The sequence below is a fragment of the Blastococcus sp. SYSU DS0753 genome, assembly GCF_054051175.1.
Genome location: NZ_JBJHAT010000003.1, coordinates 236,172 through 260,871 on the forward strand (window position 1 = coordinate 236,172; position 24,700 = coordinate 260,871).

A 24,700-nucleotide genomic window follows, 5' to 3' on the forward strand; every position below is an offset into this window, starting at 1 on the left:
CCAGCTCCGGCTTGGCCAGCAGCCGGCGGAGCGGCCCCGGTGCGGCCAGCCGCTCGTCGGCCCGCTCCTCGGCCGGAGCGGAGGCCTCCCGGGTGCTCAGCGGGTGCCCTCCGAAGCCAGGTCGGCGATCTCGTCGACGTTGTCGGCGTCCACGAAGCCGGGGCCGGTGAGCACGGCCTGCCCGCCGCCGACGGTGTTCAGGTTCTCCGCGTACAGCTTGAGCATCACGATCGGCAGGTAGCCCTGCTCGTACTGCTGCTGGTCGACGGCGAAGGCGATGTCGCCGTCCTGGATGCCGCTGATGACGTCCTCGTTGAGGTCGAACGTGGCCACCAGCGCCTCCGACCCGGCGTCCCCGGCGGCCTCCACGGCGACGGGGGCGAGCGCGGAGTTCAACGTGAGGACCGCGTCGATCCCCGGGTCGGCCTGCAGCTGGGAGGCGATCGTCGACTGGGCGCCGGTGAGGTCGTTGATGTCCACCTGCACGACGGTGAAGTCCCCGGGCGCCGAGCCGGCGTCCGCGAAGCCCTGGGAGGCGCCCGAGCAGCGCTGGTCCAGCCCGATGTTGCCGGCCTCGTGGATGACGCAGAGCACGCTCGTGGCGCCTTCCTCGGCCAGCCGCCGGCCCGCCCCCTGGCCCGCGACCACCTCGTCCTGGCCGACGTGGCCGATGGCGCCGAACTCGGCCGACCGGTCGCCGCCGGAGTTGATGGTGACGACGGGGATCCCGGCGTCCACCGCCGCCTCGACCGAGTCCCGCAGGGCGTCCGGGTTCGCCAGCGAGACGACGATCCCGTCCACGTCCTGGTTCACCGCGGCGTCGATCAGCTGCGCCTGGCGCTGCGGGTCGCCGTCGCTCTGGTAGTCGACGTCGATGCCGAGGTCCTCCCCGGCCGCCGCGGCGCCGTTCTGCACGACGTCCCAGAAGGCGTCACCGGCCGAGCCGTGCGTGACGACCGAGAAGGTGAGGTCCCCGCCGTCCGCACCACCCGCGGCGCTCTCCCCGCCCCCGCCGCCCTCGGTGGTGCACGCGGAGAGGAGCAGGGGTGCAGCCACGGCGAGTGCCAGCAGTCGCTTCGGTGCGGCCATCGGGAATCCTCCTGTGCTCGCGGGGTGCGGGCCCGCGCGTCATGTCCGCCAAGGATCATGCCCCGCCCACCTGCCGCCGGTGCCGCCGGAGGCACCGGCAGGTCACTTCCACCGACCGGGCGACGCCCGGTCGGCCTAGGCTCGGCGTCGTGGACGTGCTGGCATCCGGTCATGAGCAGGTCGTCTTCTGCAGCGATCCCGGTTCGGGGCTGCGCGCGATCATCGCGATCCACTCCACGACCCTCGGGCCGGCGCTGGGGGGCACCCGCTTCTACCCCTACGCCAGCGAGGACGCGGCGGTGGCCGACGTGCTGCGGCTGTCGGCCGCCATGTCGTACAAGAACAGCCTGGCCGGCCTGGACCTCGGCGGCGGCAAGGCCGTGATCATCGGCGATCCGCGCACCGACAGGAGCGAGGCGCTGCTGCGGGCCTACGGCCGGTTCGTGGAGTCCCTGGGCGGGCGCTACCTCACCGCCTGCGACGTCGGCACGTACAACGCCGACCTGGACGTCGTGGCACGCGAGACCCGGTACGCGCACGGCCGCTCGGAGGCCTACGGCGGGTGCGGCGACTCCTCCGTGCTCACCGCCTACGGCGTCTTCCAGGGCATGCGGGCCGCCGCCCAGCACTGCTGGGGCACCCCCGCGCTGGGCGGGCGGACCGTGGCCGTCGCCGGCGTCGGCAAGGTCGGGTCCTGGCTGGTCGACCACCTCGTGCAGGACGGCGCCGACGTCGTGGTCACCGACGTGGACCCAGGCGCCGTCGAGCGGGTGCGGGCCAGGCACCCGCAGGTGCGCGCCGTCGCCGACACCGCCGCCCTCGTGCGCACGCCGCACGACGTCTACGCGCCCTGCGCGCTCGGCGGGGCCCTGGACGACGAGACGGTGGAGGCGCTGCCGGGCCGGATCGTGTGCGGCGGGGCGAACAACCAGCTGGGCAGCCCCGGGGCGGCCGACCGGCTCCGCGCACGCGGCGTCCTCTACGCGCCCGACTTCCTGGTCAACGCCGGCGGGGTGATCCAGGTGGAGGACGAGCGGCACGGCTTCTCGTTCGACCGCGCCCGGGCCAAGGCCTCGGGGATCTTCGACGTCGCGCTGCGGGTGTTCGCGCTCGCCGACGCCGAGGGCATCTCCCCCGCGGCCGCCGCCGACCGGCTCGCCGAGGAGCGGATGCGCTCGGTCGGCCGGCTGGCCACGATCCGGCTCCCGCGCCGACCGGTGGAGGGCGCGCACACCTCCTGAGGGGGAGGGCGTGTGCCCGTCGCCGATCCGTGTCGTAATGTTGTCCGAGACATAGTCACTCAGTCGGGGTCGCCATGCGGGCCGCATCAGCCGCTTGGCTGGGCCTCCGCACTCCGTAATGAGGGGGTCGAGCCGATGGGGCGCGGCCGAGCGAAGGCCAAGCAGACACGCGTGGCCCGTGAGCTCAAGTACAGCTCACCCAACACCGACCTCACCGCGCTGCAGCGCGAGCTGGCCGGTTCGTCGTCGACCTACACCGCGCCCAGCGCGGCGAAGGACGACGACGACGAGGACGACGAGTACGCCGACCGCTGGGCGGACGACGACTCGGACGACGACTGGGCGGCCAGCCGCTGACCGGCGGTCCGGGCACCTGATCCGTCGACACCACGACACCGCCGCCCCTCGGGGCAGCGGTGTCGTGGTGTCGGGTCCGCGTCGGCTCGGCGGCGAGCTCACCGGCCACCGTGCTCACCACCCCAGCGCGGTGGTCGTCATCCCAGGGCTGTGGCCCTCGGAGGACGAGCGCAGGGCTGGGGTGACGTCGCAGCGGTGTCGTAGCGGCGGGTGTCGCTCTGGTCGGCTCAGCGGTAGGTGCCGACGAGCTCCGCCGCCGGCGCCTGCCCCGCCGGCTCGAGCACGGTTCCGGCGACCCACGCGGGAACGCCCCGGGCGGTGAGCAGCGCGACCGTGGCGTCCGCCTGCTCCGGCGCGACGGCGGCGACCATGCCGACGCCGCAGTTGAAGGCGCGCTCGGACTCCGCCCGCGGCACCCCGTGCTCCTCCATGAGCCGCACCGCGGCCGGGAGCGTCCAGGTGCCGCGGTCCAGGACCGCCTGCAGCCCGTCGGGGACCACGCGCGCGGTGTTGCCGGCCAGCCCGCCGCCGGTGATGTGCGCGAAGGCGTGCACCGCCTCCACGCCGAGCTCCTCGACCAGCGCCAGGCAGTCGCGGGCGTAGATGCGGGTGGGCTCGAGCAGCTCGTCGCCCAGCGGCCGGTCGAGGCCCGCAGGGGTGGCGGCCAGGTCGAGCCCCGCCGCCGAGACCACGCGCCGCACCAGCGAATAGCCGTTGGAGTGGAAGCCGGACGACGCCATCGCGACGACCGCGTCGCCGCTGCGCACCCGCTCCGGACCGAGGACGGCGTCGGCCTCCACGACCCCGACGGCGGTGGCGGCCAGGTCGTAGTCGTCGGCGCCCATGAGGTCGCCGTGCTCGGCGGTCTCGCCGCCGACCAGCGCGGCGCCGGCCTGGGTGCACCCTGCCGCGATGCCGGTGACGATCGCGGCGATCCGCTCCGGCACGACCTTCCCGCAGGCCACGTAGTCCTGCAGGAACAGCGGCTCGGCGCCGCAGGCGACCAGGTCGTCGACGACCATCGCCACCAGGTCGATGCCCACCGTGTCGTGCCGGTCCAGCTGCCGGGCCAGGGCGATCTTCGTCCCGACGCCGTCGGTCGAGGACGCCAGCAGGGGCCTGCGGTACTTCTGCACGTCGAGGGCGAACAGGCCGGCGAAGCCGCCGAGCCCGCCGACCACCTCGGGCCGGTTGGTCCGCTCGACAGCGGCCTTCATGAGGGTGACGGCGCGCTCGCCGGCGTCGATGTCGACGCCTGAGGCGGCGTAGGTGAACTGCCCGGCGTCGCTCCCGCGGCTCACGGCCGCCTCAGCGCGTCCTCGGCGCCACCGGGGACCGCGGCGCTACCGGCCTGCTGACCGGTCCAGCCGCTCACCGCGCGCTGGCCGATGCCCTCGAGCACGTGCTTGCCCAGCACCTCGGGGGCACCCAGCGGGATCGGGTACTCGCCGGTGAAGCAGGCGGTGCACAGCCGGTTGACCGGCTGCTCGGTGGCCGCGATCAGCCCCTGCTCGGAGACGTACCCGAGGGAGTCGGCGTTGACCGACGCCCGCACCCCGTCGATGTCCAGGCCGTTGGCGATCAGCTCGGCCCGGCTGGCGAAGTCGATGCCGTAGAAGCACGGCCACTTGACCGGCGGCGACGCGATGCGGACGTGCACCTCGACCGCACCGGCCTCGCGCAGCATCCGGACCAGCGCGCGCTGCGTGTTCCCGCGCACGATCGAGTCGTCGACGACCACGAGCCGCTTGCCGCGGATGACGTCGCGCAGCGGGTTCAGCTTGAGCCGGATGCCCAGCTGCCGGATGGTCTGGCTGGGCTGGATGAACGTGCGGCCCACGTAGGAGTTCTTGACCAGGCCCAGCCCGTAGGGGATGCCCGAGGCCTCGGCGTAGCCGACCGCCGCCGGGGTGCCCGACTCGGGCACCGGGATCACGAGGTCGGCGTCGGCGGGGTGCTCCTTCGCCAGCCGGCGGCCGATCTCCACGCGCGCCGCGTGCACGCTGCGCCCGGAGATCGTGGTGTCGGGCCGCGCCAGGTAGACGTACTCGAAGACGCAGCCCTTGGGCTCCGCCGGGGCGAAGTGCTGGCTGCGCAGGCCGTTCTCGTCGATGGCGATCAGCTCGCCGGGCTCGACCTCGCGCACCACGGAGGCGCCGACGATGTCCAGCGCGGCGGTCTCGCTGGCCACCACCCAGCCGCGCTCGAGCCGGCCGAGCACCAGCGGGCGCACGCCCTGCGGGTCACGCGCGGCGTAGAGCGTGTCCTCGTCCATGAAGGTGATGGAGAAGGCGCCCCGCAGCTGCGGCAGCACCTCCATCGCCGCCGCCTCGACCGAGACGTCCTGGTAGGAGGCGATGAGCGCGGTGACCAGGTCGGAGTCGTTGGTCGCCACGAAGGCCCCCGGGACACCGGCGTCGGCGGCCTTGCTGGCGAGCTCGGCGGTGTTGACCAGGTTCCCGTTGTGGCAGAGCGCCAGGCCGGTGCCGGCCTCGGTGGTGCGGAACGTCGGCTGCGCGTTCTCCCACGTGGAGGCCCCGGTCGTCGAGTACCGGGTGTGACCGACGGCCAGGTGGCCGCGGAGGCTGCCGAGGGTCGGCTCGTCGAAGACCTGGCTGACCAGCCCGAGGTCCTTGTAGACGACGACCGAGGCGCCGTCGGACACCGCGATCCCCGCCGCCTCCTGACCGCGGTGCTGGAGCGCGTACAGACCGAAATAGGTCAGCTTCGCGACCTCCTCCCCCGGCGCCCACACACCGAAGACGCCGCAGGCGTCCTGAGGTCCGGGGAACTGGGGATCGAGGTCGTGCGTCAGCCGTCCATCACCGCGAGGCACGGGGTCGAGCGTACCGGCGCGCGCCACCGAACCGAGAGCCGAGCGGGTGGGCCGCGTCACCCCGGTGGGTCGTCGCCGCTGGTCGCGGGACCGGCGGGCGGGAACCAGGTGTCCGGGCAGCGCGTGGTCGGCCAGTTCCCACCGGCCCCGGAGGTCCGCCTGTGCCCACGCTGCTCGCCCCTCTCCCCCCGGCTGCGGCCCAGGCCGAGCGGTTGATCGCCCTCGGCCTACCCGGGATCGCCGACGTGACGGCGGCCGACCTGCGCGCCGCGGCCGACGGACTCGCCCCCGGCGCCCTGCTGGTGGTGCACCCCGACCGGGCACCCGTGTCGGGGCTCGCCCCGCTCGTGACGCTGGCCGGCAAGCCCGGTTTCGTCGTCGCGGACATGACCGACCTCGACGCCTTCGCACCCGTCGAGTCGGTCGAGCTGCCCGCCACCCCGGTCTACGCCGTGAGCGGACTCGAGCGCGGCGACCAGTGGCGGAACTGGAGCCCGGACGAGGCACTGCCCGCCATCCTGGGTGCCGGCCGGACGCCGCTCACGCTCGGCGAGGGCATCCACTGGCTGCTCCAGTGCCCGGAGGTCCTGGCCCGGAACGCCTGCTTCATGACGATCGGCTCGCGGCTGCGCAGGCCCGACGGACGCCTGGACGCCCGGACGCCGGCGCTGTGGATCAGCAACGGCACCGGGCGCGACGGCCGCGACCGGCGGGGGGCACCCAAGGTCGGCTGGTGCTGGGCCGGCAACCGGCACACCTGGCTCGGCTTCGCCTCCGCGCAGCGGCGCGTCGCCGCCTGACGGGAACCCCGGCGGGGTCGCGCACGTTTCCCCACCGGCCGCGTCCTCACCGCCGGAGGAGGCAGACGATGGCGAACGACCGACCCGACCCGGGCGACTTCCTGGCGATGGCGCAGCGGATGCTGCGCGATCTCCTCGGCGATGCGCGGGGCACCGACGATCCGTGGTCGGAGGCGACGCGCCGGATGCGTGAGTCATCCGCCCGCAATCCCGGGAGTGCACAGCGGCATCGCGAGCCCAGCCCCAGGGAGCAGCGCGAGAACCTGACGTTCGCCCTCGCCACGCGCGCGGTGGAGGCCCTCGAGGACCTCGCACTCGACGTGGCGGCGATCCGCCAGAACCTCGAGCGGACGAGCCCGCAGCCCCGCACGAGCCCGTCCGATGCCACGAGCGGGTCCGAGCCCGAGGCCGGGTCCGAGCCCACGAGCGGGTCCGAGGCGAAGAGCCGGCCCGAGCCCACGAGCCGGTCCGAGCCCAAGGCCGGGTCCGAGGCGAAGAGCCGGTCCCAGCCCAAGAGGTCCTCCGAGCCCAAGAGCCGGTCCGGCAGCAAGCGCCGGCGTCCGGCGGAGGACGACACCGCCGGCGGGTGAGCGGGCGGCGTCGTCCCCCAGAACCAGGGGCGGGGGTCAGCCGAGGGTGCGGAGCTCCGCGGCGATCGTGGTGTCGTCGCCGTGCCCGGTCCGCACCACCGTGTCGCCGTGGAGGGTGAACAGCTCCGAGCGGATCGAGTGCTCGATCGTCGGGCGGTCGCTGAACGAGCGCCCGGTGGCTCCCGGACCGCCGCAGAACAGCGTGTCACCGGTGAAGACCGTGCTCAGGTCCGGCGCGTGCAGGCAGGTGCTCCCCGGCGAGTGACCCGGGGTGTGCAACGCGGTGAGCGTCGCACCGGCCACCGTGAACCGCGTGCCGGCCAGGAGGTCCCGGTCGGGTGCGGCGTCCGGGTGCACGACGTCCCACAGCATCCGGTCCATCGGGTGGAACCAGATCGGGGCGCCGGTCGCCTCGCGGAGCGCCGGCGCGGCGGTGATGTGGTCGTTGTGCCCGTGCGTGAGCACGATCGCGGTGACGTTCCGGCCGCCGACGGCCGCCACGATGGGGGCCGCGTCGTGCGGGGCGTCGATCACCAGCACCTCGTCGTCGTCGCCGACGAGCCACACGTTGTTCTCGACGTCGAAGTCCTGGCCGTCCAGGGAGAAGACGCCGGGGATCACGACCTTCTCGATGCGCGCGGTGCTCACTTGTCGAACACCACGACCGAGCGCAGCACGTCACCGGCGTGCATCTTGTGGAATGCCTCCTCGACGTCGTCCACGCCGATGGTCTCGGTGACGAAGTCGTCGAGCGGGAACCGGCCCTGCAGGTAGAGGTCGACCAGCATCGGGAAGTCGCGGCTGGGCAGGCAGTCGCCGTACCAGGAGCTCTTCACCGCCCCACCCCGGCCGAAGACCTCGATCGCCGGCAGGGTGATCTCCATGCCCGGCGTGGGGACGCCGACCATGACCACGCGGCCGGCGAGGTCGCGGGCGTAGAAGGCCTGCTCGAACACCTTCGGGTGGCCCACGGCGTCGATGGCGACGTCGACGCCGAAGCCACCGGTGGCGGCCTTGATCGCCTCGACGGCGTCGGTCTCCTTCGAGTTCACGGTGTGGGTGGCGCCGAACTTCCGGGCCCACTCCAGCTTCCGGTCGTCGATGTCGACGGCGATGATCGTCGTCGCGCCGGCGAGCTTCGCGCCGGCGATCGCGGCGTCGCCGACGCCGCCGCAGCCGAAGACGGCGACCGTCTCGCCACGCTGCACGCCACCGGTGTTGATCGCCGCGCCGACGCCGGCCATCACCCCGCAGCCGAGCAGCCCGGCGGCCGTCGGGGGCGCAGCCGGGTCGACCTTCGTGCACTGCCCGGAGTGGACGAGCGTCTTCTCGGCGAAGGCGCCGATGCCCAGGGCCGGGGAGAGCTCCGTGCCGTCGGCCAGCGTCATCTTCTGCGCGGCGTTGTGGGTGTTGAAGCAGTACTGCAGCGCACCCTTGCGGCACGCGCGGCACTCCCCGCACACGGCCCGCCAGTTCAGGACGACGTAGTCCCCGACGGCCACGTTCGTGACGCCCTCGCCCACTGCCGCGACCACGCCGGCCGCCTCGTGGCCCAGCAGGAACGGGAAGTCGTCGTTGATGCCGCCCTCGCGGTAGTGCAGGTCGGTGTGGCAGACCCCGCAGGCCTGCACGTCCACGACCGCCTCACCGGGGCCCGGATCGGGAACGACGATGGTTTCCACCGTGACGGGCTGTCCCTTGCCGCGGGCGACCACGCCCCGCACCTCGTACGCCATGCCTGCACCCTAGGCGGAGGCACAGCGGGCGGCTGAATCCCCTTCCGCCCTGCGGTCGGGTGGTCACGCGAGGATCACGAGTTGCATGTTGAGCGCGCAATAGCACGGACGGCCACGTACGGTGCGACCCGATAGCGACCCATATCACAGGGCGCGTCCCGGTGGTGTCCATCCGGACGCACCGGTTCCCGTCCCCGGAGGTACACCCCGTGGCAGTACCCAGTTTCCTGGCACGCGAGCGCATCGTCGCCCGGCCAGGATTCAACCGCTGGCTGATCCCGCCGGCGGCTCTCGCCGTCCATCTGTGCATCGGCCAGGCGTACGCGACCAGTGTCTACAAGGTCGCGCTCGTGGAGCACTTCGACACGGGCCTCACCCAGATCGGGATCATCTTCTCGATCGCCATCGTGATGCTCGGCCTCTCGGCCGCCGTCTTCGGCACCTGGGTGGACAAGAACGGCCCCCGCGCCGCCATGTTCACCTCGGCCGTCTTCTGGGTGTCGGGCTTCCTCGTCGGCTCGCTCGGCATCTACACCGAGCAGCTCTGGCTGCTCTACCTCGGCTACGGCTTCCTCGGCGGCATCGGCCTGGGCATCGGCTACATCTCGCCGGTCTCCACGCTCATCAAGTGGTTCCCCGACCGCCCGGGCCTGGCCACCGGCATGGCGATCATGGGCTTCGGTGGTGGCGCGCTCATCGCCTCGCCGCTGTCCCGCCAGCTCATGAACTGGTACGACCCGAACTACGACCCGGCCATCGCCGGCACGGTGCCCAGCGGTAACGCCGTCGCGGGCCTGTTCCTGACCCTGGGCCTGATCTACCTGGTCTTCATGATGTTCGGCGCGTTCATCATCCGCGTCCCGGCAGCCAACTGGCGGCCCGACGGCTTCGACCCGTCGGCCGTCAAGCAGAAGTCGCTGGTCACCACGGAGAACGTCTCGGCCAACAACGCGATCAAGACGCCGCAGTTCTGGCTGCTCTGGACGGTGCTGTTCTGCAACGTGACCGCGGGCATCGGCATCCTCGAGCAGGCCGCGCCGATGATCCAGGACTTCTTCCGTACCGGTGAGACCTCCACCGTCCTCGCCGCCACGGCCGCGGGCTTCGTGGGCCTGCTGTCGCTGTTCAACATGGCGGGCCGCTTCGTGTGGTCCTCGACGTCGGACTACATCGGGCGCAAGCCGATCTACATGGTCTACCTCGGCGTCGGCATCGTGCTGTACGTCATCCTGGCGACCCTCGGCAGCACCGCGACCTGGATCTTCGTGGTCACCGCCGCGATCATCATCAGCTTCTACGGTGGTGGCTTCGCGACGGTCCCGGCCTACCTGCGCGATCTCTTCGGCACCTACCAGGTGGGCGCCATCCACGGCCGGCTGCTGACCGCCTGGGCGGCCGCCGGCGTCGTCGGCCCGCTGATCATCAACGGCGTCCTCGACGCCCGCGGGACGCCGGGTCAGCTCGTCGCCGGTGACTACCGGCCCGCGCTGTTCATCATGGTCGGCCTGCTGGCCGTCGGCTTCGTCGCGAACCTGCTGATCAAGCCGGTGTCGGAGAAGTACTTCGAGCCCAAGCAGACCGACATCCCCACCACGGCCGCCGAGCCCGAACGGAGCATCCGATGAGCACTCCCGCGTCCCGGACCGGCGAGCAGCCGACCACGCACACGCCGGTGGCCCTGATCGCATTCGCGTGGACCCTGGTCGGCGTCCCGCTGGCCTACGGCCTGTACAACACGGTGAAGGCGGCCAGCGCGCTCTTCGGCGGCTGACCCTCGCACCACCCGCAGCGGCGGGGATCCCTCCCGGGATCCCCGCCGCTGTCGTGTTCCCGGGGCCTCAGCGGAGCGGACGCAGCGGGAGCAGAGCGGAGAGGTCGGCGCGGTTGCCGCTCGCGGTGAGCGTCCCCCCGGCGACGGCCTCGTCCCAGGTGAGCTGCCCGGTGGCCAGCCGGAGCCAGGTCGCCGCGTCGGTCTCGACGACGTTCGGCGGCGTGCCGCGGGTGTGCCGGGGCCCCTCGACGCACTGGACGGCGACGTGCGGCGGCACCCGCAGCTCCACCGAGCGGCCCGGCACCTGCTGGGCCAGCCAGCGCGCCGTCGTCTTCACGGCGGCACCCAGCACCGCCCGGGGCGGCTGCTCCGCCTCCCCCGCCAGCCAGGCCCGCACCGGGTCGACCACCGCACGCAGCTCCTCGGCCGGGATGGGCGCCGGCATCAGGAGGTGGGGACGGTGCCCGCCGGGACGGTGAGCGGGGTGCTGTGCTCCGGACCGCCGAAGAGAGCCGGCAGCGTCGCGGTCCACGCGGCGCGCAGCTCGGCCAGCGGCAGCTCGAGCAGGCCGGCCACGGCGACCGAGTCGCCCCCCGTCGTCCCGAGCTCGGTGACCGGCACGCCCGCCCACTCGGCGGTGGTCTTCACCCCGCCCGGGTCGGACGTGGTGACGACCGCCCGGGCGGTGGACTCGCTGAACAGCGCGGTGAACGGGTCCGCACCGAGGTCCAGGGCGGCGCCGACGCCGTACCGCAGCGGCGACTCGGTGAGCGCCTGGGCCAGCCCGCCGTCGGCCAGGTCGTGCGCGGAGCTGATCACGCCTTCGCGGCCGAGGGCGCCCAGCAGGTCGCCCAGCGCCCGCTCCGCGGCCAGGTCGACCGCCGGCGGCCGCCCCCCGAGGTGGTCGTGCACGACGCTCGCCCACGCGGAGCCGCCGAACTCCGGGCGGGTGGTGCCCAGCAGGAGCACCGTCTCCCCGGCCGCCCGCCAGCCGGAGGAGACCCGGGTGCGGACGTCCTGGTGCACACCGAGCACACCGATGACCGGGGTCGGGTTGATCGCCACGTCGCCGGTCTGGTTGTAGAGGCTGACGTTGCCGCCGGTGACCGGCAGGCCGAGCTCGCGGCAGCCGTCGGCCAGGCCGCGCACGGCCTCGGCGAACTGCCACATCACCTCGGGGTTCTCCGGGGAGCCGAAGTTGAGGCAGTTGGTGACGGCGAGAGGCTTCGCGCCGGAGACGGCCACGTTGCGGTAAGCCTCGGCGAGGTTGAGCTGCGCGCCGGTGTAGGGGTCCAGGCGGGCGTACCGGCCGTTGCCGTCGAGCGAGAGCGCGATGCCGCGGTGGCTCTGCTCGTCGATGCGCACCACCCCGGCGTCGTCGGGCTGGGCGAGCACCGTGTTGCCGCGGACGTAGCGGTCGTACTGCTCGGTGACCCAGGTCTTGTCCGCGCCGTCCGGGCTGCTGACGACGGCCAGCCAGTGGGCCTGCAGCTCGGCGCCGGTCTGCGGCCGGGGCAGGTTCCCGGCGTCATCGGCCTGCAGGGCGTCGAGGTCGCGCGGCCGGGTCATCGGCCGCTCGTACACCGGGCCCTCGTGGGCCACGGTCCGCGGCGGGACGTCGACGATCCGCTCGCCGTGCCAGTCGACGGTGAGCCGGTCGCCGTCGGTGACCTCACCGATGACGGTGGCCAGCACGTCCCACTTCCGGCAGACGGCCAGGAAGGCGTCGACCTTGTCCGGCTCCACGATCGCGCACATCCGCTCCTGCGACTCGCTCATCAGGATCTCGGCCGGCGTGAGGGTGCTGTCGCGCAGCGGGACGGTGTCGAGGTCGACGTGCATGCCGCCGGTGCCGGCGCTGGCCAGCTCGCTGGTGGCGCAGGAGAGGCCGGCGCCGCCGAGGTCCTGGATGCCGGTGACGAGGTCCTGCTGGAAGATTTCCAGGCACGCCTCGATGAGCAGCTTCTCGGTGAACGGGTCGCCCACCTGCACGCTCGGGCGCTTCGCCGGGCCCTCGGCGTCGAAGGTCTCGCTGGCCAGCACGCTGACCCCGCCGATGCCGTCGCCGCCGGTGCGGGCGCCGAACAGGATGACCTTGTTCCCGACTCCCTCGGCCTTGGCCAGCCGCACGTCCTCGTGCTTCATGACCCCGACGCACAGCGCGTTGACCAGCGGGTTGCCGGCGTAGCAGTCGTCGAAGAGGACCTCGCCGCCGATGTTGGGCAGGCCCAGGCAGTTGCCGTAGCCCCCCACCCCGGCGACGACGCCGGGCAGCACGCGGGCGGTGTCGGGGGCGTCGGCGCGGCCGAACCGGAGCGAGTCCATGACCGCGATCGGGCGGGCGCCCATGGTCAGGATGTCGCGCACGATGCCGCCGACGCCGGTGGCCGCGCCCTGGTAGGGCTCGACGTAGCTCGGGTGGTTGTGGCTCTCGACCTTGAAGGTCACCGCGTAGCCGTCGCCGACGTCGACCACACCCGCGTTCTCGCCGATGCCGACCAGCAGGGCGTCGCTGGGCGGCAGGTCACCGAACTGCCGGAGGTGGACCTTGGAGCTCTTGTAGGAGCAGTGCTCGCTCCACATGACGCTGTACATCGCGAGCTCCGCCGTGGTCGGGCGGCGGCCGAGGATGCTCTTGATGCGGTCGTACTCGTCGGCCTTGAGGCCCAGCTCGGCGTAGGGCTGCTCGTCGTCGGGGGTGCCCGCCGCCAGCTCGACGGTGTCGAGCCGGTTGGCGAGCCGGCCGGGTCCGGTGTCGAGGTCGGAGAGCCCCGCGGTCGCGCTGGCCCGACCCGCCGTCACGTCGTCGCTCACGCGTTCACGACCGCCTTCAGGACGCTGGTGAAGAAGCCCAGGCCGTCGGTCGACGGCCCGGTGAGGTCCTCGATCGCGTGCTCGGGGTGCGGCATGAGGCCGACGACCCGGCCGTTCTCGCTGGTGACGCCGGCGATGTCGCGGCTGGACCCGTTCGGGTTCCCGTCGACGTAGCGGAACACGACCCGGCCCTCGCCCTCCAGCCGGTCCAGCTCGGCGTCGGCGGCGACGTAGCGGCCCTCACCGTTCTTCACGGGGATGACGATGCGCTGGCCGGTCGCGTAGTCCTGCGTCCAGGCCGTGTCGGCGCGCTCGACCACCAGCACCTGATCGCGGCTGCGGAAGTGCAGGTGGCTGTTGCGGGTCAGCGCGCCCGGCAGGAGCCCGGCCTCGCAGAGCACCTGGAAGCCGTTGCAGATGCCGAGCACCGGGAGGCCGCGGTTCGCCGCGGCCACGACGTCCTGCATCAGCGGGGAGCGGGCGGCGATGGCTCCGGCGCGGAGGTAGTCGCCGTAGGAGAAGCCACCGGGGAGGACGACGGCGCCGACGTCCTGCAGGTCGTGGTCGGCGTGCCAGAGGGCGACGGGCTCACCCCCGGCGAGCCGCACCGCGCGCGCGGCGTCGACGTCGTCCAGGGAGCCCGGGAAGGTGATGACACCGATGCGCACAGCGGTTCTCTCAGTCGTTGGGGAGGTGCAGCTCGACGTCCTCGATGACCGGGTTGGCCAGCAGCGTCTCGGCGATCTGCTTCAGCTCGGCCTCGTCGGGGGTCCCGTCGACCTCGAGCACGAAGTGCTTGCCCTGGCGGACGCTCCGGACGGAGTCGTGGCCGAGCCGGCCGAGGGCGCCGAGGACCGCCTGCCCCTGAGGGTCGGAGATCTCCGGCTTCAGGACGACGTCGACGACCACGCGGGACATGCCGCCGAGGGTACCGGGGCCTCCCCCGACCCCCGCGTGACCCTGCTCTCCCCGGCCGGACCCCGCCGAGTGCTCCCGTGCCCCGGCGAGATCTGCACAGCGGCCCTCATCAGCCCGTTGGACGGGCCACATCGCAGATCTCACCGGGCGAGCGCCCGGGCGGTCTCGGCAACCACCTGGTCCGGACGCCCGAGGACGTCCGCCGAGCTGAAGCGGAGGACCGTCCACCCCGCGGCGACCAGCGCGTTCTGGCGCCGGAGGTCCCGGACGAAGACCGCGCGGTCGCGGTGCAGATCGCCGTCGAACTCGACGAGGACCCGGCGCTCCGGCCAGGCCAGGTCGGCGCGGAACTCCCCGCCCGGCGTCCGGACGGGGTGCTGCAGCACCGGAGCCGGCAATCCGGCGGCGTGGATGAGCCACCGGAGCACCGACTCCATGGGCGACTCCGCCCGCGGATCGGCGACGGGGAGCACCGACCGCGCCCGCGCGGACCCCCTCCCTGCCGGTCGCAGCGCCAACTGCTCCTCCAGGTCGGCGGGCGTGCACCACGACCCGAGCAGCTGGTCGGTCACCGCGAGGAGAGCAGCCGGCGGCAGCGTCGCCGCGAGATCGCGCCAGGTCCGCCGCGGGGTGGTCAGGGGGAAGCCGAGGCGCTGGTCGACCTCGCCGGGGCCGAGGGGGGAGCGGTGGATGCAGCGGTCGGCGCGGGCGCGCACGGCCGAGCCCGTGGCCACGGTCAGGTGGACCCGGTCGTCGTCCCGCTGCAGGGGGATGTCCACGCCCCAGATCGCCGCCGCGGTCCGGTGGCTGACGACGGCGCCGGGCGGCGCGGTCAGCAGCACCGCCTCGATGCGGACCGTGACGTCGTCCACCAAGGCGCGGGGCACGTAGGTGTCCCTCGACAGCCGGACGACGTCGCGGTGCCGGAGCTGCTTGCCGCTGATCCCGGCCGCCGCCGCCATCGCACGCGTCGCCGGGGCGGTGAGCGGGAGCGGGCGGGACGCGCGGGCACCGGGGGATGGTGGCCGCTGCCAGCCGCACGGCGCGGCGGCTGTCCACAGACGCCCTCCGAGGTATGCGATCTGGCCCCTGTGCCGGCCCTGATGGGGGCGAGTGTGCAGATCTCGCGCGTCGGGGTCAGGCGAAGCGGCGGCCGGTGAGCTGCTCGTAGGCGGTCACGTAGCGCTCGCGGGTGGCGGCGACGACGTCGGCGGGCAGCTCGGGCGGCTGCGAGACGCGGTCCCAGCCGGACGACGTCAGCCAGTCGCGCACGAACTGCTTGTCGTAGGAGGGCTGCACCGCGCCCGGCGACCAGGTGCCGGCCGGCCAGAACCGCGAGGAGTCGGGGGTGAGCACCTCGTCGCCGAGCACGAGGCCGCCGTCGGGCGCGACCCCGAACTCGAACTTGGTGTCGGCCAGCACGATGCCCGCCTCGGCCGCGATCTCCGCACCCCGCCGGTAGAGCGCCAGCGTCAGCTCGCGCAGCTCCGCGGCCCGTTCGGCACCCACCGCGGAGACGACGGCGGCGAAGTCGATCGCCTCGTCGTGCTCACCCACCTCGGCCTTGGTGGACGGCGTGAACACCGGCGCGGGGAGCTTCGAGCCCTCCACCAGCCCGGCGGGCAGGGGGACGTCGCGGATCGAGCCGGTCCGCTCGTACTCCTTCGTCCCCGAACCGGACAGGTAGCCGCGGGCCACGCACTCCACCGGGAGCATCTCCAGCCGCCGCACCAGCATCGCGCGCCCGGTCACCGACGCAGGCACGTCCACCGCCGACACCAGGTGGTGCGAGGCCCCGAACGAGTCCAGCACCGGAGTCAGCTGGTCGAACCACCACACCGACAGCTGGGTGAGCACCCGCCCCTTGTCCGGGATCGGCGTGGGGAGCACCCAGTCGTAGGCCGAGATGCGGTCCGAGGCCACGAGCAGCAGCTGGTCGTCGCCGGCGTCGTAGATCTCCCGCACCTTGCCGCGGGCGACCAGCGGGAGATCCACGCTCACGACAGCGCGGCCAGCCGGTCGAACAACGGCCCCAGGTTGGCGACGTACTCCTCCGGCCGGCAGATCTCGTCCAGCCGCGCCTCGTCCAGCGTCACGCCCGAGGCAGCAGCGCGCGTCCGCAGCGTCTCCCGGAAGGGAGTGCCCGAGTTCCACGTCTCCATGGCCGCCGACTGGACCAGCGCGTAGGCGTCCTCGCGGGAGTGCCCGCTCTCCACCAGCTCGAGCAGCACCGAGGAGGTGTAGATCAGCCCACCGGTCGACTCGAGGTTGGCCCGCATCCGCTCGGCGTCGACCACCAGGTTCTCCACCAGGCCGGCGGTCAGGTCCAGCAGGTAGTCGGTGGTGATGGCGGCGTCGGGCAGGAACACCCGCTCGGTGGAGGAGTGCGAGATGTCCCGCTCGTGCCAGAGCGGGATGCCCTCCATGACCGGCACGATCGCCGCCCGGACCACCCGTGCGAGCCCGGCGATGCGCTCGGATCGGATCGGGTTCTTCTTGTGCGGCATCGCGCTCGAGCCCTTCTGGCCCGAGCCGAACGCCTCCGACAGCTCGCGCACCTCGGTGCGCTGACCGTGCCGGACCTCCAGCGCGATCGCCTCGCAGACCGTGGCGATGATCGCCAGCGCCGAGACCCACTCGCTGATCCCGTCGCGGAGCACCACCTGGGTGGAGGCGTCGGCGGGCCGGAGGTCCAGCGCCTCGGCGACGGCGACCTCGACCGAGGGGTCGATCAGCGAGTACGTGCCCACGGCGCCGGAGATCGCCACCACGCCGACGGCATCGCGCGCCGCGCGCAGCCGGTCGCGCGAGCGGGCGGCGGCGAAGGCCAGGTCGGCGACCCGGTGCCCCCACACGACGGGCTCGGCGTGCACGCCGTGCGTCCGCCCGACCTTGATCGTCGAACGGTGCGCCAGCCCGTGGTCGCGCAGGGCCGCCACGAGCCGGTCGGCCTTGGCCAGCAGGATGTCGGTGGCCTCGGTGAGCTGGACGGCCAGCGCGGTGTCGAGCAGGTCCGACGACGTCATGCCGTGGTGCACGAACGCCGCCGCCGAGCGGGGTTCGGTGTTGTCGGCCCAGGCCGTGAGGAAGGCGATGACGTCGTGCTGCGTCGTCTCCTCGATCTCGGCGACCCGTTCGGCGGTGGGCGGGGGCGCGTTGCGCACCGGCTCGACGACGTCGGCCGGGACGCGGCCCGCGGCGGCGTGCGCCTCGAGCACCAGCGTCTCGACGCGGCACCACAGCTCGTACTTGTGGGCGTCGCTCCAGACCCGGCCCATGTCCGGAAGGGTGTAGCGCTCGATCATGCGGGTACCGCCCGCCACCGGTCAGCTCGTCGCAGCACGGGGACAGTCTCCCGTAGGGCTAGCGTGATCACGAACGGCCCCTACCGGAGGTGATCGATGCGGCGTCGCGCCCGTGATCTCGCCGTGCGCACCGGGGACCTCGCCGCGCGCGCCCGCGACCGGATCCGTGCCGCCCGCGAGCACGATCCGCACGCCTGGCACCACCACCACGGGCCACCCGATCCCTATCCGGTCGGCATCCGGCACGATCCCGTGCCCGACGGGCCGGGCGATCGGCCGGACGACACCGGCGCCACCAGCCCGCCCCTGGGCAGCCCGGCCCCCGGCGCCCCGGACCTGGACGGCGTGGTCGGTGCCGGCGGGGTCGGCGGCCCGCCCGACGCCCGCTCCCCCGAGGGGTCCGGGCCGCGCCCTCCCGGGCCGCCGGCCGTCGTCCACCCCGCCCACGCGGAGGACGACGTCCCGTTCGGGCTGCGCACGGCGGCCGCCTGGTCCTGGCGGCTCATCGTGGTGATCGCCGGCTTCTACGTCCTGCTCTCCGCCGCCGCCTACATCGCCGTCGTCGTCGTCCCGGTGCTGGTGGCGCTGCTGCTGGCGGCGCTGCTGCAACCGGGTGCCGCGGGACTCGCCAGACGCGGCTGGCCGCCCCCGCTGGCCGCGTTCACGATGCTGCTGGTGGGCCTCACCGTGGTGGCCGGGATCATCACGCTGGTCGTCGAGCGGTTCACCGCGGGCTTCGCCGACCTGGCCGAGCAGGTGAGCGAGGGCCTCGAGCAGGTCCAGACCTTCGTCGTCCGGCGGTTCCCCATCAGCGAGGGCCAGCTCGCCGACCTCCTCGACCAGGCCCAGGACGTGCTCCTGGACAACCAGGACACGCTGGCCTCCGGGGCGCTGACGACCGCGGCGACGGTGGGCGAGGTCGTCACCGGCATCGTGCTGGCGCTGTTCACCCTCTTCTTCTTCCTCAAGGACGGCCGGTCGATCTGGCTGTGGCTGGTGGGCCTGTTCCCCGCCGCCTCCCGCGCCTACCTCGACGAGGCCGCCCGGCGTTCGTGGCGCACGCTGATCTCCTACGTCCGCGCCACCGTGGTCGTGGCGCTGGTCGATGCCGTCGGCATCGGCGTCGGGCTGGCCATCCTCGGGGTGCCGCTGGTGATCCCGCTGGCGGCGCTGGTCTTCCTCGGCGCGTTCGTGCCGATCATCGGTGGCTTCCTGGCCGGCACGGTGGCGGTCCTGGTGGCCCTGGTCTCCAACGGCCCGATCACCGCGCTGATCACGCTCGCCATCGTCATCGGCGTCATGCAGCTGGAGGGCCACGTGCTCCAGCCGCTGCTGCTGGGCCGGGCGGTGCGCGTGCACCCGCTGGCCGTGGTCCTCGCGATCGCCGCGGGCCTGCTCGTCGGCGGCATCTTCGGCGCGCTGATCGCCGTCCCCACGGTGGCGTGCGTGAACGTCGCGGGCACCTACCTCAGCCGCCGGCACGAGGGGCCACGGCCGCCCGAACCACGCCCGGAGCGGGCGCGGCCCGTGGTCGCGGCGAGCTAACCGGGAAGGTCGATGCGGCCCTCGACGGCGGCGAGCGCGATGTCGGTGCGCCAGTGCGCGTCGGCCAGCCGGACGCCGGCGACCCGCTCGTAGGCGGCCTGCCGGGCGGCGGCCAGGTCCGAGCCGGTGGCGGTGACGGCGAGGACCCGCCCACCGGCGGAGCGGACCGTGCCGTCGTCGGCGAGCGCGGTGCCGGCGTGCAGCACGCCCTCGCCCTCGGCCCCGGTGATCGGGGCGCCGGTGCGCGGCGCCTCGGGGTACCCCGGTGCGGCGACGACGACGGTCACCGCCGCGCCGTCCCGCCAGCGCAGCGGCGGGTGGTCGGCGAGGGTGCCGGTGGCCGCGGCGTGCAGCAGCCCGCCCAGCGGGGTCTCCAGCAGCGGCAGCACCACCTGCGTCTCCGGGTCCCCGAACCGGGCGTTGAACTCCACCACCCGCACGCCGCGGGAGGTGAGGGCCAACCCGGCGTAGAGCAGGCCGCTGAACGTCTCGCCGCGGCGTGCCATCTCGTCCACGGTCGGCTGCAGCACGGTGGCGAGGACCTCGTCGACCAGCCCGGGCGGTGCCCACGGCAGCGGGGCGTAGGCCCCCATGCCGCCGGTGTTGGGACCGCCGTCACCGTCGTCCCGGCGCTTGAAGTCCTGCGCGGGCACCAGCGGCAGCACCGTCGTCCCGTCGGTGACGGCGAACAGCGACACCTCGGGGCCGTCGAGGAACTCCTCGACCAGGACCGCTCCCCCGGCGTCGAGCACCCCGCGCCCGTGCGCCAGGGCGGCGTCGCGGTCCGGGGTCACCAGCACACCCTTGCCGGCGGCCAGCCCGTCGTCCTTGACCACGTAGGGGGCGCCGCCGGTGAGCGCGGCGACCTCGTCGAGCGCCGTCTCCAGCTCCGCCGGGCCACCGACGGGCCACGAGCGGGCGGTGGGGACGCCGGCCGCCGTCATCACGTGCTTGGCGAAGGACTTGCTGCCCTCCAGCTGCGCGGCCTGCGCCGAGGGCCCGAAGCAGGCGATGCCGGCCTCGCGGACGGCGTCGGCCGCTCCGGCGACCAGCGGCACCTCGGGGCCGATCACCACCAGGTCGGCCCCCCAGTCCCGGGCCAGCGCCGCCACCGCGACCGGATCGGCCGCGGCGAGCCGTTCCCCTCCCGGGGGCGGCGGCGCGGCCACCCGGGTCCCGGCGTTGCCGGGGGCGCAGGCGAGCTCGCGAACCGCAGGGTCGGACTGGAGAGCCACGCACAGGGCGTGCTCCCGGGCACCGGAGCCGATCACCAGCACGCGCACGAGCCGCGACCCTACCGATGCCCGGCCGGCCACGCTCCGGGGCGGCGCCGCCGGGCGGCGAGTCACACCAGCCACAGACACCTCGGGTGATGTCCGTCACAGCAGAGGTGGTCGTCCGCTGGTCAGCGAGCTGGCCTTTCGATCGTGCGCAACCCGTCCCCTCCAGTTCGCCCCGGATTCACCCGATTCCTGTGTGGTGGGTGCCATGCGCGCGACCGAGTCGCTGGCCGTCCGGCCAGGGGCACGCCTTCCCCGGCCCGTCGTCATCGGACACCGCGGCGCTCCGGCCTACCGGCCGGAGCACACGCGGGCCAGCTTCGAGCTGGCCATCGACCTGGGTGCCGACCTCATCGAGCCCGACGTCGTGCTCAGCCGCGACGGCGTGCTCGTCGTCCGGCACGAGAACGAGCTCTCCGTCTCCACCGACGTCGCCGACCACCCGGAGTTCGCCGACCGCCGGACCACCAAGCTGGTCGACGGCGAGCTGTGGACCGGCTGGTTCACCGAGGACTTCACCCACGCCGAGCTGCGCACCCTCCGCGCGGTCGAGCGGATGCCGTCCCTGCGGCCGCTGAACACCGCCTACGACGGCCGCTACGGCATCCTGACGCTGGCCGAGGTCGTCGAGCTGGCCCGCTGCCGGTCGACCGCCGACCGGCCGGTGCGGGTGCTCGCCGAGCTGAAGCACCCCGGGTACTGGGCCGCGCTGGGCATGCACATGGGCGAGCTGGTGGCCGAGGAGCTGCGCCGGCTCGGTGCCGACAGCGCCGAGGGCACCGTGGTGGTGCAGGCGTTCGACCCCGCCGTCCTGCGCGACCTGCGTGCGCGGCTGGGCGAGGACGGCCCCCGGCTGGTCCAGCTGGTCGGTGACGACACGGCAGGCGACGCGATGGTCACCCCGGCCGGTCTGCGGGAGATCTCCACCTACGCGCAGGGCATCGCCCCGAGCCGCGACCGGATCCTGGCCAGCGGTGCCCAGCAGGCGGTCACCGGCACCCCGCACGTGGTCACCCAGGCACACGCCGCGGAGCTGACGGTCCTCTGCTGGACGCTGCGGGCGGAGAACACCTTCCTCCCCGCCCACCTGCGGCGCGGCGACGCTCCCGGAGGGCTCGGGGACGCCGTCGGCGACGCCCTGGCCCTGCTCGCCCTCGGGGTCGACGGCCTGATCAGCGACTCCCCCGAGCACGCCGTCCGCGCCCGCACCGCCATGGCCGCCCAGCTGGTCTGAGCGCCACCGCGCGTCGGTGCGGCGCGGAGCCCGGAGGGCCCCGGCACAGCCCACGCGCCGGCTCAGCCCGAGCCGGTCCCCCGCCTGGCCGCGGTGTCGTCCGGAGGGCGACGACGTCGCTGCGCGCGGTGCACGCTCCGCAGCCGGGCGCGTTCCTCGGCCCGGGCCCGGGCATCGACGCGGAGCCGCTGGCGGTGGGCCTCGCCCTGCAGCTTCCGCCAGGCGGTGAAGCGGGCGGGGTCCAGCCGGCCGTCCTCGAGGGCCGTGGCGACGGCGCACCCGGGTTCGGTGCGGTGCGCGCAGTCGCGGTACCGGCACGCGGTGGCGAGCTCCGCGACGTCGGGGAACGCCCGGTCGACGCCCCCAGCGTCGTCGTGCAGACCCAGTTCGCGCATCCCGGGCGTGTCGATCAGCAGCCCGCCACCGGGCAGCCGGTGCAGCTCCCGGGCGGTCGTGGTGTGCCGCCCGCGGCCGTCCTCGCGGATGTCCCGGGTGCCGGCCACCGCCCGGCCGGCCAGCGCGTTGGCGAGGCTGGACTTCCCGACGCCGGAGGGGCCGACCATCGCCGCCGTCCGGCCGGGGCCGACGAGTTCACCGACAGCGGCCAGCCCCTGCCCCGTCACCGAGCTGATCGGCAGCACCGGGACGCCGAGCGCGTCCTCGGCGACCTGTTCCACCACGGCGGCCACGTCGTCGCACAGGTCGGCCTTCGTCAGGACGACGACGGGAGCCGCCCCGCTGCTCCAGGCCACCGCGAGGTAGCGCTCGATGCGCCGCACCCGCGCCTGGCCGATCAGCGCGTCGACGACGAGGACCACGTCGACGTTGGCCGCCACGACCTGCGCCGCCGACGTCCGGCCCGCGGCGGTGCGGGTGAAGGCGCTGCGACGCGGGAGGACGGCGAGCGCCAGCTCCCCGCGCAGCGCCACCCAGTCCCCCACGGCCGGACCGGCCTCGTGGTGCACGGCGGCGGACGGGTGCACGCGTCGCTCACCGTCCGCGGCGAGCACGGTCAGCCGGCCGCGGTCGACCCGCAGCACCCGCCCGGGCTCGCAGCCGGGCGGGAGCTCGGCGACGCGGTCGGCCGTCCAGCCCAGCGCGAGGAGATCCACGCCGGCGATGGTGACGCCCGGTCCGCCCCGCTGTCGCGGGGTTTTCTCAGGCGATGAGGTCGTGGATCACGACGTTCTCGTCCCGGCCGGGGCCGACGCCGATCACGCTGATCCGGGCTCCGGAGAGCTCCTCCAGCCGCCGCACGTAGGCCTGGGCGGCCGCGGGCAGCTCGTCGAAGGTCCGGCAGTGCCGGATGTCCTCGAACCAGCCCGGCATCTCCTCGTAGACCGGCTTCGCGTGGTGGAAGTCGGTCTGCGTCATCGGCATCTCGTCGTGCCGGACGCCGTCGATCTCGTAGGCGACGCAGATCGGCACGGTCTCGAGCCCCGAGAGCACGTCGAGCTTGGTGAGGAAGTAGTCGGTGATCCCGTTGACGCGGCTGGCGTAGCGGGCCACGACGGCGTCGAACCAGCCGCAGCGCCGGTCGCGCCCGGTGGTGACGCCGACCTCGCCGCCCTGCTTGCGCAGGTACTCGCCCCACTGGTCGTGCAGCTCCGTGGGGAACGGGCCGGAGCCGACGCGGGTGGTGTACGCCTTGAGGATGCCCACGACGCGCTCGATCCGCGTGGGGCCGACCCCGGCGCCGACGGCCGCCCCGCCCGCGGTCGGGTTGGACGAGGTGACGAACGGGTACGTGCCGTGGTCGACGTCGAGCAGCGTGCCCTGCGAGCCCTCGAGCAGCACCCACTCGCCGGCGTCGAGCGCATTGCCCAGCAGCAGCCGCGTGTCGACGATGCGGTGCCGGAGCGCCTCGGCGTACTGGCTGTACTCCTCGACGACCTCGTCGACGTCGATGGCCTTGCGGTTGTAGACCTTGACCAGGACCTGGTTCTTCTCCTGGAGCGTCCCCTCCAGCTTCTGCCGGAGGATCGACAGGTCGAGCAGGTCCTGCACCCGGATGCCCACGCGGGCGACCTTGTCGCCGTAGGCGGGGCCGATGCCCCGGCCGGTGGTGCCGATCTTCCGCTTGCCCAGGAACCGCTCGGTGACCCGGTCCAGCGCCCGGTGGTGCGGCATGATCAGGTGCGCGTCGGAGGAGATCACCAGCCGCGAGGTGTCGACCCCGCGCTCCTCCAGGCCCGCCAGCTCGTCGATGAGCACCTGCGGGTCGATCACGACACCGTTGCCGATCACCGGAGTGCAGCCCGGCGTCAGGATCCCGGACGGGATCAGGTGGAGGGCGTACTTCTCACCGTCGGGCGTGATCACCGTGTGCCCGGCGTTGTTGCCACCCTGGTAGCGGACGACGTAGGGGACGCGGCCGCCGAGCAGGTCGGTGGCCTTGCCCTTGCCCTCGTCGCCCCACTGGGCACCGATCAGCACGACAGCGGGCATCGGCTCCTGGGTCTCCTGTTCGGTGGGGTGACGGTCGGCGCGCGACACCCGGATCGATCCGGCCGGCAGGTCGGCCGGGGCGGTGGGGCTGGACGGGTGACAGGGTATCGGCATGTCGTCGGTCGAGTTGGACCTCCGCCGCCTGGGTCCCGGGGAGGCGCCGTTGCGGAGCCAGCTGGAGCCGGTCGCCGGGGCCGGGCAGCTGGTGGTGCGCGGCCCGGTCGCGGCCCTGTCGGGGGTGCTGGCGGCGCTGCTGAAAGCGGGCCGCACGGCAGAGGTGCCGGTGGCCTGGGAGCCGACCGCCGACAAGGGCTCGGCCGCCCTGGCGCGCGCGCTGGGGCTCGGCACGGGCACCACCCGGGATCTCACCCTCGTCCGCGACGACCACGGTGGTGTGCTGCTGCACCACGGCCGGATCGAGGCCCCCGGGAACGGCCGCCGCTCCCTGTCGCGCCGGCTGGGCCTGCAGGCGTACCACGACGACATCAAGGTGGCCGACGGCGAGATCACCCGGATCGACGTCCGACCGGACTGGACCGCCGTCGACACCATCGGCGTGACGGTGATGACCCAGCCGCTGCGCCCCACCCGGCAGACCAGCGGGCGCGCCCTCCAGGTCGCCTCCGACCCCGCTCGGGTGGTGCGCGACGGGGTGCCCTACGTGCGCCCCGTCCCCCGGTGGACCTGGTACGCCGACGACCGGGTGCGGTGGCGCCTGGTCCCCTAGGAGCGGCCT

The 24,700-nt window shown here is 73.9% G+C and carries 24 protein-coding genes; 9 read left to right on the forward strand and 15 right to left on the reverse strand.

Annotated features, from left to right (window positions below):
* Positions 1-96: 96 nt before the first annotated feature.
* Entirely contained in the window at positions 97-1,089 is a 993-nt protein-coding gene (locus ACI799_RS04555; protein ID WP_456590013.1) for a sugar ABC transporter substrate-binding protein, read from the reverse strand.
* Positions 1,090-1,238: 149 nt separating this feature from the next.
* On the opposite strand from ACI799_RS04555, the gene ACI799_RS04560 reads away from it, so the two are divergent.
* Together ACI799_RS04560 and ACI799_RS04565 are read left to right on the forward strand one after the other, a co-directional pair.
* Complete coding sequence (locus ACI799_RS04560; RefSeq protein ID WP_456590014.1) at positions 1,239-2,330, forward strand: Glu/Leu/Phe/Val family dehydrogenase; 1,092 nt, start codon at positions 1,239-1,241, stop codon at positions 2,328-2,330.
* Positions 2,331-2,465: 135 nt separating this feature from the next.
* Complete coding sequence (locus ACI799_RS04565) at positions 2,466-2,687, forward strand: DUF3073 domain-containing protein (RefSeq protein ID WP_456590015.1); 222 nt, start codon at positions 2,466-2,468, stop codon at positions 2,685-2,687.
* A 227-nt stretch (positions 2,688-2,914) separates the two neighbouring features.
* Here ACI799_RS04565 and purM read toward each other — a convergent pair whose 3' ends face one another.
* Together purM and purF are read right to left on the reverse strand one after the other, a co-directional pair.
* Complete coding sequence (purM, locus tag ACI799_RS04570) at positions 2,915-3,988, reverse strand: phosphoribosylformylglycinamidine cyclo-ligase (RefSeq protein WP_456590016.1); 1,074 nt, start codon at positions 3,986-3,988, stop codon at positions 2,915-2,917.
* Positions 3,985-5,523: an amidophosphoribosyltransferase gene (gene purF, locus ACI799_RS04575; RefSeq protein WP_456590017.1), complete on the reverse strand. Its 1,539-nt coding sequence runs from the start codon at positions 5,521-5,523 to the stop codon at positions 3,985-3,987. Before purF ends, purM begins: the two co-directional genes overlap by 4 nt.
* A gap of 161 nt (positions 5,524-5,684) precedes the next feature.
* On the opposite strand from purF, the gene ACI799_RS04580 reads away from it, so the two are divergent.
* Both ACI799_RS04580 and ACI799_RS04585 read left to right on the forward strand, forming a co-directional pair.
* Entirely contained in the window at positions 5,685-6,323 is a 639-nt protein-coding gene (locus ACI799_RS04580) for a DUF5701 family protein (RefSeq protein WP_456612518.1), read from the forward strand.
* A 68-nt stretch (positions 6,324-6,391) separates the two neighbouring features.
* Positions 6,392-6,913 (forward strand): hypothetical protein, encoded by a 522-nt coding sequence (locus tag ACI799_RS04585; RefSeq protein ID WP_456612519.1) that lies wholly within the window; start codon positions 6,392-6,394, stop codon positions 6,911-6,913.
* Positions 6,914-6,949: 36 nt separating this feature from the next.
* Here the strand turns inward: ACI799_RS04585 and ACI799_RS04590 are convergent, their stop codons facing one another.
* Both ACI799_RS04590 and ACI799_RS04595 read right to left on the reverse strand, forming a co-directional pair.
* Complete coding sequence (locus tag ACI799_RS04590; protein WP_456612520.1) at positions 6,950-7,561, reverse strand: MBL fold metallo-hydrolase; 612 nt, start codon at positions 7,559-7,561, stop codon at positions 6,950-6,952.
* Entirely contained in the window at positions 7,558-8,649 is a 1,092-nt protein-coding gene (locus ACI799_RS04595; RefSeq protein WP_456590021.1) for an S-(hydroxymethyl)mycothiol dehydrogenase, read from the reverse strand. Before ACI799_RS04595 ends, ACI799_RS04590 begins: the two co-directional genes overlap by 4 nt.
* Before the next feature lie 209 nt (positions 8,650-8,858).
* Between ACI799_RS04595 and ACI799_RS04600 the strand changes: the two genes are divergently transcribed.
* Together ACI799_RS04600 and ACI799_RS04605 are read left to right on the forward strand one after the other, a co-directional pair.
* Positions 8,859-10,274 (forward strand): OFA family MFS transporter, encoded by a 1,416-nt coding sequence (locus ACI799_RS04600; protein ID WP_456590022.1) that lies wholly within the window; start codon positions 8,859-8,861, stop codon positions 10,272-10,274.
* Positions 10,271-10,420 carry an MFS transporter small subunit gene (locus ACI799_RS04605; RefSeq protein WP_456590023.1) on the forward strand — a complete coding sequence of 50 codons (150 nt, stop codon included), beginning with the start codon at positions 10,271-10,273 and terminating at the stop codon, positions 10,418-10,420. The genes ACI799_RS04600 and ACI799_RS04605 overlap by 4 nt, the downstream gene beginning before the upstream one ends.
* Positions 10,421-10,487: 67 nt before the next feature.
* On the opposite strand, the gene ACI799_RS04610 is transcribed toward ACI799_RS04605, so the two are convergent.
* From ACI799_RS04610 to purB, 7 genes are all read right to left on the reverse strand, one after another.
* The gene (locus ACI799_RS04610; RefSeq protein WP_456590024.1) at positions 10,488-10,865 is read right to left on the reverse strand and encodes a sterol carrier family protein; all 378 of its coding nucleotides are present in this window, start codon (positions 10,863-10,865) and stop codon (positions 10,488-10,490) included.
* Positions 10,865-13,234, reverse strand: a complete 2,370-nt coding sequence (purL, locus tag ACI799_RS04615) for a phosphoribosylformylglycinamidine synthase subunit PurL (RefSeq protein ID WP_456612521.1) — start codon at positions 13,232-13,234, stop codon at positions 10,865-10,867. The genes ACI799_RS04610 and purL overlap by 1 nt, the downstream gene beginning before the upstream one ends.
* Positions 13,231-13,902 carry a phosphoribosylformylglycinamidine synthase subunit PurQ gene (gene purQ / locus ACI799_RS04620; RefSeq protein ID WP_456612522.1) on the reverse strand — a complete coding sequence of 224 codons (672 nt, stop codon included), beginning with the start codon at positions 13,900-13,902 and terminating at the stop codon, positions 13,231-13,233. Before purQ ends, purL begins: the two co-directional genes overlap by 4 nt.
* Positions 13,903-13,912: 10 nt before the next feature.
* A complete protein-coding gene (gene purS, locus ACI799_RS04625) occupies positions 13,913-14,152 on the reverse strand; it encodes a phosphoribosylformylglycinamidine synthase subunit PurS (protein WP_456590027.1) in 240 nt (79 codons plus the stop codon).
* Positions 14,153-14,292: 140 nt separating this feature from the next.
* Positions 14,293-15,114 (reverse strand): endonuclease domain-containing protein, encoded by an 822-nt coding sequence (locus ACI799_RS04630; protein WP_456612523.1) that lies wholly within the window; start codon positions 15,112-15,114, stop codon positions 14,293-14,295.
* A 175-nt stretch (positions 15,115-15,289) separates the two neighbouring features.
* Positions 15,290-16,153, reverse strand: coding sequence for a phosphoribosylaminoimidazolesuccinocarboxamide synthase (locus ACI799_RS04635; RefSeq protein WP_456612524.1), 864 nt, complete (start codon positions 16,151-16,153; stop codon positions 15,290-15,292).
* The gene (purB, locus tag ACI799_RS04640) at positions 16,150-17,457 is read right to left on the reverse strand and encodes an adenylosuccinate lyase (protein ID WP_456612525.1); all 1,308 of its coding nucleotides are present in this window, start codon (positions 17,455-17,457) and stop codon (positions 16,150-16,152) included. Before purB ends, ACI799_RS04635 begins: the two co-directional genes overlap by 4 nt.
* Before the next feature lie 96 nt (positions 17,458-17,553).
* Here purB and ACI799_RS04645 point away from each other — a divergent pair, with 96 nt between their 5' ends.
* Positions 17,554-19,002: an AI-2E family transporter gene (locus ACI799_RS04645; protein WP_456612526.1), complete on the forward strand. Its 1,449-nt coding sequence runs from the start codon at positions 17,554-17,556 to the stop codon at positions 19,000-19,002.
* On the opposite strand, the gene purD is transcribed toward ACI799_RS04645, so the two are convergent.
* Positions 18,999-20,285, reverse strand: a complete 1,287-nt coding sequence (gene purD, locus ACI799_RS04650) for a phosphoribosylamine--glycine ligase (protein WP_456612527.1) — start codon at positions 20,283-20,285, stop codon at positions 18,999-19,001. The genes ACI799_RS04645 and purD overlap by 4 nt on opposite strands.
* 205 nt (positions 20,286-20,490) lie before the next feature.
* Between purD and ACI799_RS04655 the strand changes: the two genes are divergently transcribed.
* Positions 20,491-21,516, forward strand: a complete 1,026-nt coding sequence (locus tag ACI799_RS04655; protein ID WP_456590033.1) for a glycerophosphodiester phosphodiesterase family protein — start codon at positions 20,491-20,493, stop codon at positions 21,514-21,516.
* A gap of 62 nt (positions 21,517-21,578) precedes the next feature.
* On the opposite strand, the gene rsgA is transcribed toward ACI799_RS04655, so the two are convergent.
* Positions 21,579-22,628, reverse strand: a complete 1,050-nt coding sequence (gene rsgA / locus ACI799_RS04660) for a ribosome small subunit-dependent GTPase A (RefSeq protein ID WP_456612528.1) — start codon at positions 22,626-22,628, stop codon at positions 21,579-21,581.
* A gap of 46 nt (positions 22,629-22,674) precedes the next feature.
* Positions 22,675-23,964 carry an adenylosuccinate synthase gene (locus tag ACI799_RS04665; protein ID WP_456590035.1) on the reverse strand — a complete coding sequence of 430 codons (1,290 nt, stop codon included), beginning with the start codon at positions 23,962-23,964 and terminating at the stop codon, positions 22,675-22,677.
* Between the two features lie 112 nt (positions 23,965-24,076).
* On the opposite strand from ACI799_RS04665, the gene ACI799_RS04670 reads away from it, so the two are divergent.
* Positions 24,077-24,691 carry a hypothetical protein gene (locus ACI799_RS04670; RefSeq protein ID WP_456590036.1) on the forward strand — a complete coding sequence of 205 codons (615 nt, stop codon included), beginning with the start codon at positions 24,077-24,079 and terminating at the stop codon, positions 24,689-24,691.
* Positions 24,692-24,700: the final 9 nt, after the last annotated feature.